Below are 16,702 nucleotides of genomic sequence, written 5' to 3'. Positions count from 1 at the left end.
AGAGTTCAGAAGATATTTATAGTATTAGACGAAAAATTGAATTTCATATAAACAACCAACACAATACTAATATTTGGCATATTCACGGAGAGATTGATAAACCAAAAACAATAATGCTGGGATTAGACCATTATTGTGGAGAAATAGGAAAAATAGATAGTTATATCAAAGGCTTTTACACTTTTGAAAAAAATGGAGAAACCCAAAAAGTAGATTCCATCAAAAAGAAACTATTAAAAAACGAATTTGATGAAATATCTTGGGTAGATTTATTCTTTAACTCAAATATTCACATCGTTGGATTTTCATTTCATTTCAGCGAAATTGATTTATGGTGGATTCTAACCAAAAGAGCAAGGTTATTAAGAGATAACGAAGTGTCCAAAAGAATAAAAAATAAAATCTTTTTCTACTGTGACCAAATAGAAGAAGCTACAAAAGGCTTATTTGAATCAGTTGGAGTAACTGTTATGGAATTTCCTCATAATGGGAATTATTTAGATAGTTATGAAGAAATTATAGAACATTTAAAAAATAAAATGCCAGTGCACAACAATGGCTATAAGTAATTGCTTGTTCTCGCCTACTTCTGAAAATCCTCGCGGATTTTCAGTTTGGTGTGTACTTGCAAAAGTTAGTACTAACCCACGCAACTACTCATAGCCAAGACCGTTGTAACCAATTTGACATCACAAGTAACATTTTGCGATTTAAATCGTCATAAATCTAAAATACCAACCTAAAAATGACGAAAAACAGATACTACTATATTGATTTTTTAAGAGTTATTGCAATATTAATGATGTTCATATTTCACGTAAATATGATTTTCGTGGCAGAAAATAGCTGGCATATTAAGGATGTTTCATCAAGCAATGTTTTAATGGAATTAAATTATTGGATGTCCTCATTTAGAATGCCATTGTTATTTCTTGTTTCAGGCTTTGTTTCTGCCATACTTCTTGAAAAAATGAGTCAACGACAATTTTTTTATCAACGATTTAAAAGGCTCATTATCCCAACTATGATTTGGACTTTCTTGTTAGTTGCACCACAAATCTATTTTGAACGAAAATTACAAGGAGTAAATTTTAATTATCTTGAATTTTATCAAACTTTTTTAAAGTTCAAGTGGTATCCAGAAGGTAATTTTCATTGGTTACATCTTTGGTTTATTCCTTATTTATTCTTTTATAATATTTTATCAATACCATTATCATCATATCTAAGCAAAAAGAATATAAGAAATAGACTTGAACTTTTTTTTAATAAAGATTACTCAATAATTCCTATTATATTTTTAGCTATAGTCCCTTATACTTTTTTAGCAACTCGATTTGAAACTACGCACGATTTAATAAACGATTGGGCAAGACATTCGTTCTTTATATTTTTTGTTTTTATTGGAGTATTAATGTATAAATTCCCAATTATTCTTGAGCAAATTGAACGAAAAAGACGGTTATACTTAAGAACTGCTTTTTTACTAATTCTTTTCATCAACATAATTAGGTGGAATGGTTGGGAACCATTCGATTTGTGGGATAATTGGATAACAAAACCTCAAACTTACATTTTCATTGCTCTAATAAATTTAAATGCTTGGGCTTGGGTGTTAACTAGTTTAGGATATGGTAAAAAATATTTAAATAAAAAAAGTGATTTATTAACCTATTGTAATCAGGCTGTTTATCCGTTTTATATTCTTCATCAGACCATTATTGTTGTTATTGGCTTTTATGTTGTTCAAACACCAGATAATACAGCGTTTAAATATGTATTTTTACTTTTAGTTTGTTTTTCAATCTGTGTACTTATATATCATCTATTTATTCGACCTAATAATACAATGAGGTTTTTATTTGGAATGAAAAAAACAAAAAAAACTGGTTACAACAAAGTATAAAATTAATGGCTGGTTCTAGCCTACTTGGAAAATTCCTGCGGAATTTTCCGATGGCAAGTATTTGTTTACTAAATTAGGTGCTTAAACGCGCCACTAATCTTATACGTAAACGTTAGCTGTAATTTAAAAAAACATTGTAACATCAAATAAAACAGATATTATTTTCATTTAATTGATATATCAAATATTTTTGAATCAAATAAAAAGATAATGATTGAATTACCATCACAGACTATTTTTTATACCATTGAGAAAGCTATAAAAGAATATCGCAGATTTGCTCAACGAAATCTGAATAAAACGATTGACAAAATCACTATTGACCAAGCTCTTCTTTTGATATTCCTAAACAAACATCCTGAATTTTCCCAAAAAGAACTTGGTGAATTAATGTTCAAGGATAATGCTTCGGTAACAAGAATGATAGAATTAATGACGAAAAGGGACTATTTAGAAAGGTTTGTAGATAAAGAAGATAGAAAAAAATACAATTTGAACATTACTGCAAAAGGTAAAAAAATACTTACGGATTTGAATAATATAATTTTGACCAACAGAGAATCTGCTCTAATTGGAATTACAAAACAAGAAATAACACAATTAAATAACACTTTAAACAAGATAATAAACAACTGCAACACAAAATAATAATGAAAAAAATAATTTTAAAAACATTTAAATACTTATTAATATTAGTCGGATTACTATTAATCGTTATTCTTTTTTTATATCTATATCCAATATCAAAACCGTTAAGTCAAAAGGCAGACAACAACAGTTATACTATTTCAAACATTAATATTGTAGATGTTGCGAATGACTCAATCCTAAAAAATCAAACTATTGTTATTAAAAATAACAGAATAATAAAAATCACTTTAAATGATTCTATTTCAAAAGACAAAAACACTAAAATTATTGATGGAACAGGGAAATATGCACTAGCAGGTTTGTGGGATATGCATTCTCATTTAGCATTTCAAATTGCGCCACAAGTAATAATGCCTTTACATATTGCAAATGGGGTTACAAATATTAGAGATATGCAAGGCGTCGTTAATATAAATGAAGAACGTATTAAATGGCGAAAAGAAATAGAATCTGAAACATTATTAGGTCCAAGATTAATTGGTTTTGCTGATGAAATTGTTGGCGCAAATTATGACGAACAAAATGTTTTAGACGTAATAAATAGAACAGCAAATGATAAAAGGACTTTTATAAAAATTTATTCAGGAATCCTATCTAAAAGATATTTTGAATTAGCGAAAGTCGCCAAAAGTAAAGGTGTTGTCTTCGCAGGTCATTATCCAAATGTTATAAATCCAATAGATGCATCAAATGCTGGACAACGTAGTTTTGAACACGCTCATTTATTTTTAAAACACGCAAACTCAGAAGCGGATAAAAATCGTGAATATTACAGAGCTATGTATGCAGATGAAGAGTTTGATGAAAGGAATAAACCTTCGTCAATCAAAATGTTAAAAAGTTTTGACTATGCAAAATTCTATGAATTAGTTGATGTAATGGTAAAAAACGAAACTTATTTCTGCCCAACACATATTACTCGAAAATATGAAGCACTAACTAATAATCAAGATTTTTTGAATGATGAGAATTTAAAATATATTCCACATTTAGTATCTTTTATATGGAAAGATGACGTAAGCGGAATGAAAGAATATGCGAAAAAAGAAGGATACCAAGATTACTTGAATAGCTTTTACACGAAAGGATTAGAACTAACAGGATTAGCTCATAAAAAAGGGGTAAAAATTTTAGCAGGAACAGATTCATATGACCCATACTCATTCCCAGGGATTAGTTTGCATAGGGAGCTTGAAGAGTTAGTTAAAGCAGGTTTGTCGCCAGCGGAAGCCTTAGCTTGTGCAACCATAAATCCATCAGAATACTTTCAAGTTTCTAAAGATTATGGAAGCATAGAAGAAGAAAAAATAGCCGATTTATTAATTCTAAATAAAAATCCATTATTAGATATTAAAAATACGACTTCAATTGAATCGCTTTTTTTCAATGGGAATATATATACTAAAGAAGATATCGATACTATGAAAAAGTATGTTGAAGACAATTCATCGGGAATAAATGGACTATCTATTTCCGTAAAAATGTTCATTAGGTTAATGAAAGATAATAGACATTAAAAGAATGAATAAAAAACTACAGCTAACAAAGTATAAAATTAATGGCTAGTGAGAGCGTACTTGGAAAATTCCTTCGGAATTTTCATCTGGCAAGTATTTGTTTACTAAATTAGTTGCTTAAACACGCCACTAACCTTATACCAACCGTTGGCATTCATTAAAAAAAACAGAAACGAGATAAAATAATTATAAGATATTTAAGAAATCCTTCGGGGTAGCCTCTTTGCACTGCAATGGTTTTGTTCCAGTAGCCTTTTTAGTAATTAGTTTAATAATTTTAAGGTTCATATTGAGCCAATTAACAAATAAAAAAAAGGAAACAGATATGGAGCAAGTTAAAAGAAGAGTCAATAAAGTCAGAACAAGAGTAATGAATGGAGTAACATCTACAATTGAAACAGTTTGGGCTATTGGAACATCCATTGCAGGCACTGATGTGCTGAAAATAAAACTAAATGGAAACAGAAAAGATATTTAAAACTAAAACAGGATTTTGTCATATTTTACCGGACAAAATTATTCTAACAAGAGACGGAATAATTGGAAACGTAGCAAAAGTGACTGTCGGAAATAATATCAGCCGAATATTATTAATTTACGGTGGACTTTCTTTATTCCTGCTTTACTCTGCATTTAGTAGTTTTCAAAAAGGACAGACTTCTATGTCGGTATTATACGGAATAATTGGTTTGTTTTTAATTTACGGAATATTTACAAGTCTGAACAATTCAGCAACACCAATAATTGAAAGAAATAAAATCAAAGGAATTAAATTGAAAAAAGCAATATTCGGACTTACTCGCTCTCAATTTGAAGTCCTATTTGAAGATGATAATGAAAAAATAAAAAAAAGATTAATAATGCTTCCAGGTTCAATGACAGACGGACAAAATGAAACCGAAAAAGCTATAAGGATAATGACAGAAGAAAAACTACTGAATGAATAAAAAATAACGAAATGCCAACAATGGCTATAGTTAATACGGGTTTTTGTACTTAACCCAAAGTTTAGTGCTTTTAAGAAAGTCCGCCAAATCTTTTGATTTGGCTTTAAAACGAAAAAGATAAAACAAAATAAAAAGTTTTGGCTAAGTGCTTAATCGAAAGTTTACTACTTTTAATTCCCGCACTAACCATAGCCGAGACGTTGGCAAACATTATACGGCATAATTCAAAAGCAGTCTATCCGAGACTAATTCCTGTTCTAAAGTCTGACCTTCCATTTGGAATCTTCTCAACATTGAGCGTCCGACACTAACGAAAATTTCTTCCTCGAAAACATTTTCTGGAATTGGTAAATCACAAAGATAATTTCCAGACTTCTTACTTCCGTCAATACTCAAAGCAACTCGAACACCTTTATTTTTGGCTTTTTCAATTTCTACAAACAAATCTTCTAATTTGAAAGATTGAGCACCATATAAAATTCCTTGACTATGGCTATATGGTGGGTCACAATAGATTAAATCTCCTTCTTGAGCAAGTTCAAATACCTCTTTGTAATCAGCGTGAATAAAATTCACATTTTTCATTCGACCTTTCCAATTCTGAACCCTTTTTGCAAAACTATCAACTGAAATTGGTGTGTGAGGTCCACAAGGTGTACTCATATAACCATCACTCTTTCTAAAACGAACAATTCCACCATAACAAGACCTTGTCAAAAACAAAAAATCTTTACCATTATGATTTGCATTAAAAGATGCTTTTACACTTTCGTAAACTTCTTTTTTGTTTTCACCATTTATTTTATTTCTATTTTCTGCATACCAATCAACCAAACCATTTGGGTCAGATTTTAATTGTTGCCAAATCTCAATTAATGGTAAAAAGGCATCGGAACCAACACCAATATTTGGAGCAACTGTTGCCATTACAGCACCACTACCAAGAAAAGGTTCATAAAAAGTATTAAAATCAGTCGGGAAAAATCTTGCGATTTCAGATGCAAATCTTTGTTTGTTTCCAACCCATTTCAACAATTGGCTTTTTGGTGGTGTATAAGTAGCGAATTTACTATCGAGTGTTAACTGCATAATTAAGATTTTCGGTAAATGTAATACTAATTGTGTCCTTATCCTAATATCGGATATCCGAAAATAGGATATATTTTAGCATTGTGAATAAGAAGGCACTCAAAAAAGGACAACTTGCACTTACAAAGACATTATATAGTCTTCGTATGGGAGCTGGTTTAAAACAAACTGATTTGGCTGATATTTTAGACGTTCCTCAATCTTTTGTAAGTAAGATTGAAACAGGAGAAAGAGGTTTAGATTTAGTAGAATTAAAAATAGTTGTTGAGGCAATGGGAGCAACATTATCGGAATTTGTTGCAGAATTTGAAAAAAACGTGAATGAAAGCAAATAATAAATTTGAGAATCTTGATTTGGAATTTTGGGCTAATATCAAGCTACTGAATCAAAGATTAGGTTACACAATTAGAAAAACTAAAAAGAATCCAGAAGGCGGTTTTGTTGTTCCGAGTATAGAAGACATTATAAGAGTATTTTCAGATGAAGGTTTATCAACTAAAAGACTTATTGAAAAGGACAAACTTACTGATTTTGGTCAGTTAGTTGTTGATTATATGCAATTCAGAGGAGACATTTTGACAAACGAAGTTGAGCCGAATCTTATGAATAAAGACCAAGCCAAAAAACTGTTCTACGAAATGAAAAAAGCGAACAAACCAAAGTGTCCGCTTCCAATGAACAAACAAAAGAACGAAAAAAAAGACCACTCTTTTTTAACGGGTTTAGTCAATATGATTGTCGAAAAGAACAAAGGCGAGTTGGATTGCGATTACGACCCTAAAGAACTTACAGCAATAACCCAAGATGGTTTTCCAATAAGAACTTTATCTCGTAGAGTTGATGGAGCATTTCCTTCTGTGATTGACCCAAAAGCAATTTGGGAAATCAAAGAGTATTACTACACAACAACTTTTGGAAGTCGTGTCGCTGATGGAGTTTATGAAACTCAATTGGATGGATGGGAATTATGGGAAACTAAAGTAAATACAGGAATTGAAGTAAAGCATTATCTATTCGTGGATGACCATTTTACTTGGTGGGGAATGGGACGTTCTTATCTATGTCGTTTGATTGACACAATACATATGGGATTAGTGACTGAAGTCATTTTTGGAAAAGAGGTTGTAACCAGACTACCTGAAATAGTAAAAACTTGGGCTAACGATGAATAAATAACGATTTGCCAACAATGTATATAAAAAATAGCGGATTAAGTGCTAAAACTAAAGTAAGTGAATATATAAAAAGTCTGTTATAAACTGAAAAATTAGTGTATAAAAACTGCTACTTTTCATATACGGAGACGTTGCCATTAATTAAAAAATGTAACATTTAGTTAACCTCATAGTCTTATAGAAAAATCCAAACAATGAAAGTAATAAAAATTATAGTGTTCCTTTTATCAATCACCTTGATTAGTTCTTGTAAAAACAACGAAAGATCAACTGCTTCAAATCAGCTCAAAGAAGAAGTTAACACCTATCTCGAAGAGCAAATTCAGGTTCATCAAATTCCAGGTTTAGCAGTAGCAGTTGTCAAAAACAATGAAGTAGTTTACAAAGGTTATTTTGGAGTAGAAAATTTTGAAAATAAAAGCCCAATTAACGATAAAACATTATTCCCTGTTTATTCTATATCAAAACTAATCGCTTCTACAGCTATATTTCAGTTGGTCGAACAGAATGAAATTTCATTAGAAGATACGATTTCAAAATACATCGAAAACCTGCCAACGAAATGGCAAGACATTACCATTAGAAACTTAATAACACATAGTTCAGGTCTCCCAGACTTTAGTCTTTATGATGGGGAAATAAGCGATGACGAAATACTTTCAAAAATAACAGAAGAACCTATTCATTTTGAAAAAGGAAATCAATGGGAATACAATCAAACAAACTTTTGGTTTCTCTCAAAAATTATTGAAAAAGTAACAGGAACTACATTTGATAATTTTATTTTAAAAAATCAATTTTCACAATCTGAAAATAATGTATTGTTATCTTCAAACTTTGCTAATAAAATATCCAACAGAGTATATCGCTATGACTACGATAATGAATTAGGAAAGTTAAAGAAAAAAGATATAATTGGAGGAAAAAGAGGACACGCTTGTAATGGGTTAAATATTTCTTTAGACGCTTTGATTTTATGGAATAAAAAACTAGATGAAGATGAGTTTCTAAAACCAGAAACAAAGGAAATAATGTGGCAACCATATGAATTTAAAAATGACAAAAGAGTATTTTTATATGGGTGGGATTCTTATCTGACTAACAATATAAATTCTTATGGTTTTACTGGCGGAATGCAAACTGGTTTTAGAAAATTTATCAATCAAGATATTACAATTATCTACCTCTCGAATGGACATAAATATTATCCAATTCATAATTCAGTAATCGAACATATTGCTGGAATAATTGAACCAAAATTAATAAACAAGCCTGCTTTATCTGATGAAAATATTATTACAGAATTTTTGAAAATGAATTTTCAAAAAGCAAAAAACAACTACTTTGAAATAAAAGACAAACATCCAGATTTAGATTATGAAGCTACATTAAACAATTTAGGTTATGCTTTATTGCAAAAAAAAGAGATTGATTATGCTATCAAAATTTTTGAATTAAATATTCAAGAGCACCCATATTCTGCGAATACATATGATAGTTTAGCGGAAAGTTATTTTTTAAATAATCAGTTTGAATTATCAAAAACTAACTATCAGAAATCTTTAGAACTAAATCCCGAAAACACTAATGCTGAAGAAATGATAAACAGAATCGGAAAAATAACTAATGGCAACACCGTGTATAATTAATTGCTTTGGCAAGTGCTTATTTGGAAAATTCCTTCGGAATTTTCTCGCGTTCGTTTTTGTTTACTAAATTAGTTGCTTAAACACGCAACTAACCATACACAAAACCGTTGTACTGCATTAGAAAAGACACTGCTCAAATAAATGAAAGTAACTGAACGAACAATAAAATTCCTAGGAAAAACCCTTTGTGGGGACAATCAAATACTGCCTTATAAAACAGGTCAACAACTAGTCGACTTTTTTGTTGAATTCGGAGCAGATGACCAATATGGTGAAGGTTTTCCAAGTAGATGGAGATATACCGAAGAAAAAGTGAGACAATTCAACGGCACACAAGAATTAAAATTGATAATAGAGAACTCAGTTGACCCAAGAGACTTAATGGAAGCAGGTGCTGACCCTGAAAGACTTAACGAAAAAATTAAACCAATCAATGATTACTTAAGATGTGAGGGGTTCGAATTGAAAAAAATTGGCGACTTTTTCAAAGTCCATGACTCAAAGGGGATAATCGTTGAACCTGAAACTGTTAAACGTCTTAATCATGAATTTATTCAAGAGCAAATAACAAAGTGTCATAATAAAATTGACCAAGGAGATTTTAATGGGGCAATTACTAATGCTCGTAGTTTGGCAGAAGCTGTGATGATTGAAATAATTGAACAGCATGAAGGAAAAGAAATTAAGAATGATGGAAAGCTTGAAAATCTTTATAAACAAGTAAAGAAAATTCTAAACTTGAACATTGACCCAAAAATTTTACCACAAACTATCATTCAAATTCTTTCCGGATTAGATTCAATCACAAGAGGTTTAGCAGGACTTAGCAATAATTCAGGCGACAGACATGCCAATAAATTTAAAACTATGAAACACCACGCTAGATTAGCGGTGAATTCGACTATGACATTAGTTGACTTCTTATTAGACAGTAAAGAATATCAAAAAAAATAACGCAGTACAACAACACCTATACGCAATACCCTTCGGGATACTGCGCATAGCCAAACCGTTACCTGCCATATAACCACAAATGAAAATTACTGCTTTAACATTAGGCTTTTTACTTTTAACTAACTTCTGTTTCTCTCAAATTAAGAAAAAGGAATTAGATGGAGAATGGTATTCTGATAATGATTTTGGGCAATACCATAAAAATGACACAATCCGATTTACGAGCCGAATTAAAAATCCCAAACAAGAAAAAAGAGACTGCGAACAAATAAAATGGGAAAAAGAAAATAGGACTTTCAAACTGACTGAAGTAAATATTTGCACAGCCAGAGCTAAAGCCACAAAAGGTTTTTCAACGCAAAAAATTAAATTACGAAAAACGGATTTTGGACAAACTATAGAATATTATCAAGACAAAAAAATAGCAGATAAGTTCAGAATCATAGAACTGAACAAAGATGTTAAGTCCGAATTCAAACTTATGCGTTTTGACAAACTATCTGAACAAAAGGTATATAAATATGTGGACTCTTTGGTTTTCAAAGTTCTGAACTACAATCCAGATAGTACAGATAGCAATTATGGAGTAAAAATTTCGGACTCTAATCCGAATGTAAAAATTAAAATACGAGATGGTGGAATTGGAAATCCTGAACCTCTTATTGTTGTGAATGGAAGACCTTTAAAAAACAGAGAACCATTAAAAGAATTGTTGTTAGTGGAAACTTATACTATTAAATATTTAACCAAAGAAGAATCGGCAAGTATTTATGGTTCGAGAGCTATAAATGGAGTTGTACTTCTATTGACATCTGAAAAAAGATTTAAAAAAATATGGAAAAAATACGGCAGGTAACACCGTATATAATTTATTGCTAGTTCTAGCCTACTTACGAAAATCCTCGCGGATTTTCTATTCGGTTTTTATTTGCTAAATTAGGTGCTTAAAACACGCAACAAACCATATACAAACACGTTAGGCAACATATCACATAAACATTGTAGGTAAAACAAACACTATTACTTGACATATCAAGTATATTCTTATATATTTGCTTGACATATCAAACATAATGAGTTTTAATACACCAACAAAAACTGTTCTCTACTCTATTGAGGAAACAATAAAAGCTTATCGAAAATTAAGTCAATATAATATTTCGAGTATAGTTCCCAAAATCACTATTGATCAAGCTCTAATCTTAATTATTATTAGCCATAGCGATAATACCCAAACTGAAATTGCAAATTTGATTTTTAAAGATTATGCGTCTATGACTAGAATTATAAACTTAATGATTTCAAAAGACTACCTAACCAAAACATTAGACAAAATAGATAAGCGAAAGGCAAAGCTTAAAATCACAGAGAATGGAAAAATAATCATTGAGAAATTAACACCTATGATTAAACTCAATAGAGAAACGGCTTTAAAAAACATATCTTATAAAGAGCAAGAGCAGCTTTTTAAAATTTTAAAAAAAATAACACAAAATTGTAAAACAATAGACAATGAAAACTAGCATCTATCTAATATTGTTGATTACTACTTTAAATATAAATGCACAAACTCATAATAATCGTAGCGCTCAATTAAAAGAGATTGCTGATAAAATTGAAGCATATTATATATTTGAAAATATTGGCAAAGAACTTTCTCAAAAGTTAAACATAGAAATAAAGAACAAAACATTCGATAAGTTTACTAATCAAGAATTTGCAGATTCTCTATCTTCATATCTTGCCAAAAATGGCAATGATTTACATTTTAATGTACTTTACCGTCCAATCGAAAAAAAAGAAGAAATAAACGAAAAAGAACTTCTTAAACAATATGATGCCATTAACAAACAATGGAATTATGGATTTGAAAAAATCTTACGGCTTGATGGTAATATAGGATATATCCAATACACCGGCTTTCCACCAGCAAATAAAAGTGCGATTCAAACGCTGAATGCAACTATGGATTTTGTATCCAATACCAATGCTCTCATACTAGATTTGAGGGACAATAATGGAGGTGATGGCGAAATGGTTAAGCAGTTTTTAAGTTACTTCTTCACAAAAAAAACAAAAATAAGTGAAAGTTATACTAGGTTCAATAACAAAACAAATATATCCTATACCAATAAAAAAGTTGGCGGAAAGAAGTACTTAAATAAGCCTATTTACATACTAGTAAATAATAGAACAATATCAGCTGCTGAAGCTTTAGCTTATGAACTGCAAAAGAATAAAGGAGCAATTATAATAGGTGAAAAAACCTACGGAGCAGCAAATCCTGTAAAAGCATTTTATATTGATAATTTATTTCATCTATTTGTTCCGATATCAGAAGTAAAAAACGCAATAACGCAATCTAATTGGGAGCATAAAGGTGTTGATTTAGACGTGAAAATAAAAAGCGAAAAAGCCTTAAATATGGCACACGGTTTGGCTTTAGAAAAACTTTTGAATAACAAAGCCAAAATGGAACTAACTGAAAAAGAGGTGCAAGAAAAAATAAGAGGGCTAAAAATAGAGTTAGAAAAATAAACGTTGCCTAACAATGTATATAAAATCATACCACCCTGCGGGATGCTACGATTCATATACTAACCGTTGGCAGTAATTTAACAGCACTCTAAAATAAAAAATCAGTTTTCTGTCATATTTTCTTAAAACCTGTCACTAACAATAATAGAGACACTAATAAAACAATAATTTAAATTTTAAGAAAATGGAAAACACAAAGAAATTAATTCAAATTTTAACACGTATTCAAATCATAAGCAGCATTGTATGGGCTATTCTTCTAATAATTTGCTACCAAATACTGGGTGAGTCTTACAAAGAAATTAGTCTTATACTTATCTGTGGGTTTTTTATTGAGTTTTTGCTTATAAGCTCATCTAAAAACAATTTAAAAAAACAGAATGCACAAACGGAAAGAGGATAAATATTTTGAAGAAATTCTTGAAAGGAACAAGCATAAAATATACAGGATTTGTAATATTTATGCTGTTCCTCCATTAGAAGCTCAGGACCTCTTTCAAGAAGTAGTTTATCAAATTTGGAAATCTCTTGACTCCTTTAAAAGTAATTCTTCTATAGATACTTGGATATATAAAATCACTATTAATGTTTGCTTGCGTTCAAAAATGAAACTTGAAAAAAATTATAGCAAGACAGATAGGTTTGAATCTATTCATTTTACACCAATAGAAAAAGAAATTGACACTTCTGAGCAAGAAAAAATCAAGTATTTAAAAGAATGCATTTCAGCTTTAAATGAAACTGACACATCTCTTATTGTACTTTATTTAGATGATTTGTCCTATAAAGAAATTGCAGTTATCACAGGGTTGTCAGAAAACCATATCGCAGTTAAAATGAAGCGTATTAGAAAAAAAATATTTGAATGTATCACTCCAAAAATCAACTAAAATGTTAGAACAAGAATTAAAAGATATTTGGAATAATTCTTCTCAATCAAAACGAATATCAATTGAAACAAAACAGTTGAATGAAGAATTGAATACTAAAATAAATAGTATCCAGAAAAAAATAAGAAGTAGAGATATTAGAGAGATTTCTGCCTCAATAATTGGAATACTCCTTTTTGGATATTTATTATTCGAAATCCCATTTCCTATTACTAAAGTAGCTTGTGGTTTGACAATTGCTTGGTTTGTACTTGTTATTGTAAAATTTAGAAAATCAAAATTACAGAATACTAAAACTGATTTTTCCTTAACAGTAGCTGAACAACTTAGTAATCAGAAAATAATTATGTTACAACAATCTAGTTTATTAGATTCTGCTTTGTATTGGTATGCTATTCCACCGTTTATTATGAATTTTATATTTATTCTAGGGTTAGAAAATCCAATCGATTATAATTGGACTAATAGTGTTGCTGAAAGCTTATTACCACTTAGCTCCAATTTTAAAATTATAACTTTGATAGGTCTTGCTTTATTTTATACGTTTACTTTTTGGATAAATAAACGAGCTTTAAATAAAGATGTAAAACCAACTTTAGAAAGCATTGAAAAAATGCAACAACAAATAAAAAATGAATAAAAACTACTGCCAACAATGTATATGAAATCATAGCACCCTGCGGGATGCTACGCTTCATATACTAACCGTTATGGGCAACTAAAATCAGACAGAACAATCCTTACAAGTTCCCGATAAAACACAATTTACATTATCTACTTGGTAACTATTTGAAATAGAAAACTCAACAGCAATCGGGAGACATTCAATAGTATCACATTTCACACATCTAAAGTGAAAATGATGACCTGAAAGCACCTTATCATAACAATTTACACAAACAGCAAAATATTGTTTGCCATCTTCTGCAACAATTCTGTGTAAAACGTCATCTTCGCAAAATCGATTCAAAACACGATAAATTGTAGCTCGATTAATATTCTGGGTAATTTCTTTTTCAATAGCCTCTCGACTCATTGCTTTACCTGATTTTACGAGCAATTCTAATACAGCTTGTTTGGTTGGTGTATTTCTTCTTTCCATGTAAATGCGATTTATTCGCAATAATTAATGCGAACATATTGCAATAGTAGTTATTTTATTTAAATTTGCCAAAACTTAAAATATAAAAGATGACTGTTTTAAATAAATACATTACGAAAAGTTTAACTTTAAAAAATAGAGTTGTTATGGCTCCTATGACGAGAAGTAGAGCAGACAATGAGCAAGCCTTAGCAACTAACTTAATAGCTGAATATTATGAACAAAGAGCAACAGCAGGTTTACTTATTACAGAAGGTATAAATGTGAGTAAACGGTCAGTTGGTTATATTAATGTACCAGGCATATATACTGAAGAACAAAAAATGTCTTGGAAAAATGTTACTCAAAAAGTGCATCAAAAGGAAGGTAAAATATTTGCACAACTTTGGCACGTGGGAAGAATATCTCATCCTGATTTGATAAATGGTAAACTACCACTAGCACCCTCAGCTATAAATCCAAATTCTCAATGTTACACTCCAGAAGGTTTTAAAGATACTGAAATGCCTAAAGAAATGAGTGTTAAAGAAATTCAAGATACAATTTCAGACTTTCAGAAAGCAGCAGAAAATGCGATAAAAGCAGATTTTGATGGTATAGAAATACATGCTGCAAATGGATATCTATTTCATCAATTTTTCGCTAAATGTGCGAACATTCGAACAGACAAATATGGAGGAAGTATTGAGAATAGAGCAAGAATTCTCTTTGACACCTTAGATGCAATTCGCCAAAAAATTCCTATTTCAAAAGTGGGCGTTAGACTTTCTCCTGATTTTAGGACTTGGTTTGGAATGAAAACGGATGACGAGACTGAGAAAATATTCGAATATATAATTACAAAATTGAATGATTATGATTTAGCCTATTTGCATATAGGTGGATACGTAGAAGCAGATGATGAAACCCCAACACAAAGTATTATAAATACGGCAAAACATTATCGAAAATTCTACAAGGGAACATATATGATAAACCGTGCTTTCACAAAAGAATTAGCAAATGATGCAATAGAAAATAACATAACTGATTTAGTTTCATTTGGTGAACCTTTTATTAGTAATCCAGATTTGGTAAAACGGTTTGAATTAAATGCATCACTACAAAAAGCAGATCAAAATACATTCTACACGACAGGGGAAAAAGGATATACGGATTATCCTTTTTTAGAAATTTAATCCTATATAATGAATAAAATAACAAGACGGTCAATGATTAAAAAAACTGGAATGACTTCACTAGCACTAACTATTCCATTTCCATTGACGCTCTTCTCAAAAGAAAATGATATGACAAGAAATAAAATCTATGATGTAATAATTATTGGAGGAAGTTATGCAGGTCTCTCTGCAGCAATGGCATTGGGACGTTCACTACGAAATGTTTTGGTAATTGATAGTGGTAAAACTTGCAACGCACAAACTCCACATTCTCATAATTTCATTACTCAAGACGGAATTAAACCTTCTGTAATTGCGAAAAAAGCAAAAGAAGACGTTTTGCAGTATAATACGGTAGAATTCTTAAACGACCTTGTAATTGATGGCAAAAAAGCACAAAATAATTTTGAAATATCTACAGAAAAAGGGGAACAAATTAAAGGTAAAAAATTAATTTTTGCTACAGGTATAAAAGATTTAATGCCAGACATTAAAGGGTTTTCAGATTGTTGGGGAATTTCTGTCATTCATTGTCCATATTGTCACGGTTATGAATTTAAAGGACAAAAAACAGGAATTATGGCTAATGGAGATACTGCTTTTCACATAGCATCATTAGTCAATAACCTAACGAATGACCTTACAATTTTTACAAACGGGAAAAATAATTTTAATATTGAGCAAACTGACAAATTGAAAAAGAACAATATCAAAATAATTGAATCACAAATTATAGAAGTAGAACACGACAATGGTAACATTCAAAAAATAGCACTCGAAAATGGTAAAAAAATGACCTTTAATGCTATGTATGCTGCTATTCCTTTCAAGCAACATTCAGAATTACCAATTACTCTTGGTTGCGAAACAACAGAACAAGGCTATATTGAGGTAGATAACTTTCAAAAGACAAGTATAGAAGGTGTTTTTGCTTGCGGAGATAATTCTACCATGATGCGTTCAGTTGCTAATGCAGTTGCCAATGGGAATATTGCTGGCGCTATGGCAAATATGGAATTAATTCACAATGAGTTTTAGAAAAAAGCAGCCCATAACAATGGCTATAATTAATACGGGGTTTGGTGTTTAATTCAAAGTTTAGTGTATTTTTACTAAGCTCGCC

At 30.5% G+C, this 16,702-nt stretch carries 19 protein-coding genes; 17 read left to right on the top strand and 2 right to left on the bottom strand.

Going from position 1 to position 16,702, the window contains the following annotated elements; all coding sequences use genetic code 11:
* The 6 genes from NBRC110019_RS15400 to NBRC110019_RS15375 form a co-directional block, all read left to right on the top strand.
* A partial coding sequence (locus NBRC110019_RS15400) for a hypothetical protein (RefSeq protein WP_281756324.1) occupies positions 1 to 569 on the top strand: 569 nt, incomplete at its 5' end.
* A gap of 176 nt (positions 570 to 745) precedes the next feature.
* A complete protein-coding gene (locus NBRC110019_RS15395; protein ID WP_281756323.1) occupies positions 746 to 1,906 on the top strand; it encodes an acyltransferase family protein in 1,161 nt (386 codons plus the stop codon).
* Between the two features lie 210 nt (positions 1,907 to 2,116).
* Positions 2,117 to 2,554 (top strand): MarR family winged helix-turn-helix transcriptional regulator, encoded by a 438-nt coding sequence (locus tag NBRC110019_RS15390; RefSeq protein ID WP_281756322.1) that lies wholly within the window; start codon positions 2,117 to 2,119, stop codon positions 2,552 to 2,554.
* Positions 2,555 to 2,556: 2 nt separating this feature from the next.
* A complete protein-coding gene (locus tag NBRC110019_RS15385) occupies positions 2,557 to 4,074 on the top strand; it encodes an amidohydrolase family protein (RefSeq protein ID WP_281756321.1) in 1,518 nt (505 codons plus the stop codon).
* Positions 4,075 to 4,363: 289 nt separating this feature from the next.
* The gene (locus tag NBRC110019_RS15380) at positions 4,364 to 4,552 is read left to right on the top strand and encodes a hypothetical protein (RefSeq protein ID WP_281756319.1); all 189 of its coding nucleotides are present in this window, start codon (positions 4,364 to 4,366) and stop codon (positions 4,550 to 4,552) included.
* Positions 4,530 to 5,021 carry a phosphoribosylaminoimidazolesuccinocarboxamide synthase gene (locus tag NBRC110019_RS15375; RefSeq protein WP_281756318.1) on the top strand — a complete coding sequence of 164 codons (492 nt, stop codon included), beginning with the start codon at positions 4,530 to 4,532 and terminating at the stop codon, positions 5,019 to 5,021. Before NBRC110019_RS15380 ends, NBRC110019_RS15375 begins: the two co-directional genes overlap by 23 nt.
* A gap of 210 nt (positions 5,022 to 5,231) precedes the next feature.
* On the opposite strand, the gene NBRC110019_RS15370 is transcribed toward NBRC110019_RS15375, so the two are convergent.
* Positions 5,232 to 6,110, bottom strand: coding sequence for a Dam family site-specific DNA-(adenine-N6)-methyltransferase (locus tag NBRC110019_RS15370; protein WP_281756317.1), 879 nt, complete (start codon positions 6,108 to 6,110; stop codon positions 5,232 to 5,234).
* A gap of 83 nt (positions 6,111 to 6,193) precedes the next feature.
* On the opposite strand from NBRC110019_RS15370, the gene NBRC110019_RS15365 reads away from it, so the two are divergent.
* The 9 genes from NBRC110019_RS15365 (at position 6,194) to NBRC110019_RS15325 (ending at position 13,957) form a co-directional block, all read left to right on the top strand.
* Positions 6,194 to 6,445: a helix-turn-helix domain-containing protein gene (locus NBRC110019_RS15365; protein ID WP_281756316.1), complete on the top strand. Its 252-nt coding sequence runs from the start codon at positions 6,194 to 6,196 to the stop codon at positions 6,443 to 6,445.
* Positions 6,432 to 7,283, top strand: a complete 852-nt coding sequence (locus NBRC110019_RS15360; RefSeq protein WP_281756315.1) for a DUF7687 domain-containing protein — start codon at positions 6,432 to 6,434, stop codon at positions 7,281 to 7,283. Before NBRC110019_RS15365 ends, NBRC110019_RS15360 begins: the two co-directional genes overlap by 14 nt.
* Positions 7,284 to 7,480: 197 nt before the next feature.
* Entirely contained in the window at positions 7,481 to 8,935 is a 1,455-nt protein-coding gene (locus NBRC110019_RS15355) for a serine hydrolase (RefSeq protein WP_281756314.1), read from the top strand.
* Between the two features lie 141 nt (positions 8,936 to 9,076).
* Positions 9,077 to 9,889, top strand: a complete 813-nt coding sequence (locus NBRC110019_RS15350) for an abortive infection family protein (RefSeq protein ID WP_281756313.1) — start codon at positions 9,077 to 9,079, stop codon at positions 9,887 to 9,889.
* A 79-nt stretch (positions 9,890 to 9,968) separates the two neighbouring features.
* Positions 9,969 to 10,745 (top strand): SusC/RagA family TonB-linked outer membrane protein, encoded by a 777-nt coding sequence (locus NBRC110019_RS15345; RefSeq protein ID WP_281756312.1) that lies wholly within the window; start codon positions 9,969 to 9,971, stop codon positions 10,743 to 10,745.
* 217 nt (positions 10,746 to 10,962) lie between these two features.
* On the top strand, positions 10,963 to 11,412 hold the full coding sequence (locus NBRC110019_RS15340; RefSeq protein ID WP_281756311.1) for a MarR family winged helix-turn-helix transcriptional regulator: 450 nt from the start codon (positions 10,963 to 10,965) through the stop codon (positions 11,410 to 11,412).
* Positions 11,402 to 12,427 carry a S41 family peptidase gene (locus NBRC110019_RS15335; protein ID WP_281756310.1) on the top strand — a complete coding sequence of 342 codons (1,026 nt, stop codon included), beginning with the start codon at positions 11,402 to 11,404 and terminating at the stop codon, positions 12,425 to 12,427. Before NBRC110019_RS15340 ends, NBRC110019_RS15335 begins: the two co-directional genes overlap by 11 nt.
* Positions 12,428 to 12,807: 380 nt before the next feature.
* A complete protein-coding gene (locus tag NBRC110019_RS15330) occupies positions 12,808 to 13,317 on the top strand; it encodes an RNA polymerase sigma factor (protein WP_281756309.1) in 510 nt (169 codons plus the stop codon).
* A gap of 1 nt (position 13,318) precedes the next feature.
* On the top strand, positions 13,319 to 13,957 hold the full coding sequence (locus tag NBRC110019_RS15325; protein WP_281756308.1) for a hypothetical protein: 639 nt from the start codon (positions 13,319 to 13,321) through the stop codon (positions 13,955 to 13,957).
* Positions 13,958 to 14,041: 84 nt separating this feature from the next.
* Here NBRC110019_RS15325 and NBRC110019_RS15320 read toward each other — a convergent pair whose 3' ends face one another.
* The gene (locus tag NBRC110019_RS15320; protein WP_281756307.1) at positions 14,042 to 14,419 is read right to left on the bottom strand and encodes a Fur family transcriptional regulator; all 378 of its coding nucleotides are present in this window, start codon (positions 14,417 to 14,419) and stop codon (positions 14,042 to 14,044) included.
* Between the two features lie 89 nt (positions 14,420 to 14,508).
* On the opposite strand from NBRC110019_RS15320, the gene NBRC110019_RS15315 reads away from it, so the two are divergent.
* A complete protein-coding gene (locus NBRC110019_RS15315) occupies positions 14,509 to 15,597 on the top strand; it encodes an alkene reductase (protein ID WP_281756306.1) in 1,089 nt (362 codons plus the stop codon).
* Positions 15,598 to 15,708: 111 nt separating this feature from the next.
* Entirely contained in the window at positions 15,709 to 16,617 is a 909-nt protein-coding gene (locus tag NBRC110019_RS15310; protein ID WP_281756327.1) for an NAD(P)/FAD-dependent oxidoreductase, read from the top strand.
* Positions 16,618 to 16,702 lie beyond the last annotated feature (85 nt).

The sequence above is a fragment of the Neptunitalea chrysea genome (genome assembly GCF_027924145.1).
Taxonomy (GTDB): Bacteria; Bacteroidota; Bacteroidia; order Flavobacteriales; family Flavobacteriaceae; genus Neptunitalea; species Neptunitalea chrysea.
Note: the sequence above shows the minus strand (reverse complement) of the source record. Positions and strands in the feature narration are given on the sequence as shown.

What these genes read in the sequence shown, in the direction of transcription:
- NBRC110019_RS15395 (WP_281756323.1), top strand. Translation starts at nt 746, where the DNA reads ATGACGAAAAACAGATACTACTATATTGATTTTTTAAGAGTTATTGCA.
- NBRC110019_RS15390 (WP_281756322.1), top strand. Translation starts at nt 2,117, where the DNA reads ATGATTGAATTACCATCACAGACTATTTTTTATACCATTGAGAAAGCT.
- NBRC110019_RS15385 (WP_281756321.1), top strand. Translation starts at nt 2,557, where the DNA reads ATGAAAAAAATAATTTTAAAAACATTTAAATACTTATTAATATTAGTC.
- NBRC110019_RS15375 (WP_281756318.1), top strand. Translation starts at nt 4,530, where the DNA reads ATGGAAACAGAAAAGATATTTAAAACTAAAACAGGATTTTGTCATATT.
- NBRC110019_RS15370 (WP_281756317.1), bottom strand. Translation starts at nt 6,110, where the DNA reads ATGCAGTTAACACTCGATAGTAAATTCGCTACTTATACACCACCAAAA.
- NBRC110019_RS15360 (WP_281756315.1), top strand. Translation starts at nt 6,432, where the DNA reads ATGAAAGCAAATAATAAATTTGAGAATCTTGATTTGGAATTTTGGGCT.
- NBRC110019_RS15355 (WP_281756314.1), top strand. Translation starts at nt 7,481, where the DNA reads ATGAAAGTAATAAAAATTATAGTGTTCCTTTTATCAATCACCTTGATT.
- NBRC110019_RS15350 (WP_281756313.1), top strand. Translation starts at nt 9,077, where the DNA reads ATGAAAGTAACTGAACGAACAATAAAATTCCTAGGAAAAACCCTTTGT.
- NBRC110019_RS15345 (WP_281756312.1), top strand. Translation starts at nt 9,969, where the DNA reads ATGAAAATTACTGCTTTAACATTAGGCTTTTTACTTTTAACTAACTTC.
- NBRC110019_RS15340 (WP_281756311.1), top strand. Translation starts at nt 10,963, where the DNA reads ATGAGTTTTAATACACCAACAAAAACTGTTCTCTACTCTATTGAGGAA.
- NBRC110019_RS15335 (WP_281756310.1), top strand. Translation starts at nt 11,402, where the DNA reads ATGAAAACTAGCATCTATCTAATATTGTTGATTACTACTTTAAATATA.
- NBRC110019_RS15330 (WP_281756309.1), top strand. Translation starts at nt 12,808, where the DNA reads ATGCACAAACGGAAAGAGGATAAATATTTTGAAGAAATTCTTGAAAGG.
- NBRC110019_RS15325 (WP_281756308.1), top strand. Translation starts at nt 13,319, where the DNA reads ATGTTAGAACAAGAATTAAAAGATATTTGGAATAATTCTTCTCAATCA.
- NBRC110019_RS15320 (WP_281756307.1), bottom strand. Translation starts at nt 14,419, where the DNA reads ATGGAAAGAAGAAATACACCAACCAAACAAGCTGTATTAGAATTGCTC.
- NBRC110019_RS15315 (WP_281756306.1), top strand. Translation starts at nt 14,509, where the DNA reads ATGACTGTTTTAAATAAATACATTACGAAAAGTTTAACTTTAAAAAAT.
- NBRC110019_RS15310 (WP_281756327.1), top strand. Translation starts at nt 15,709, where the DNA reads ATGACAAGAAATAAAATCTATGATGTAATAATTATTGGAGGAAGTTAT.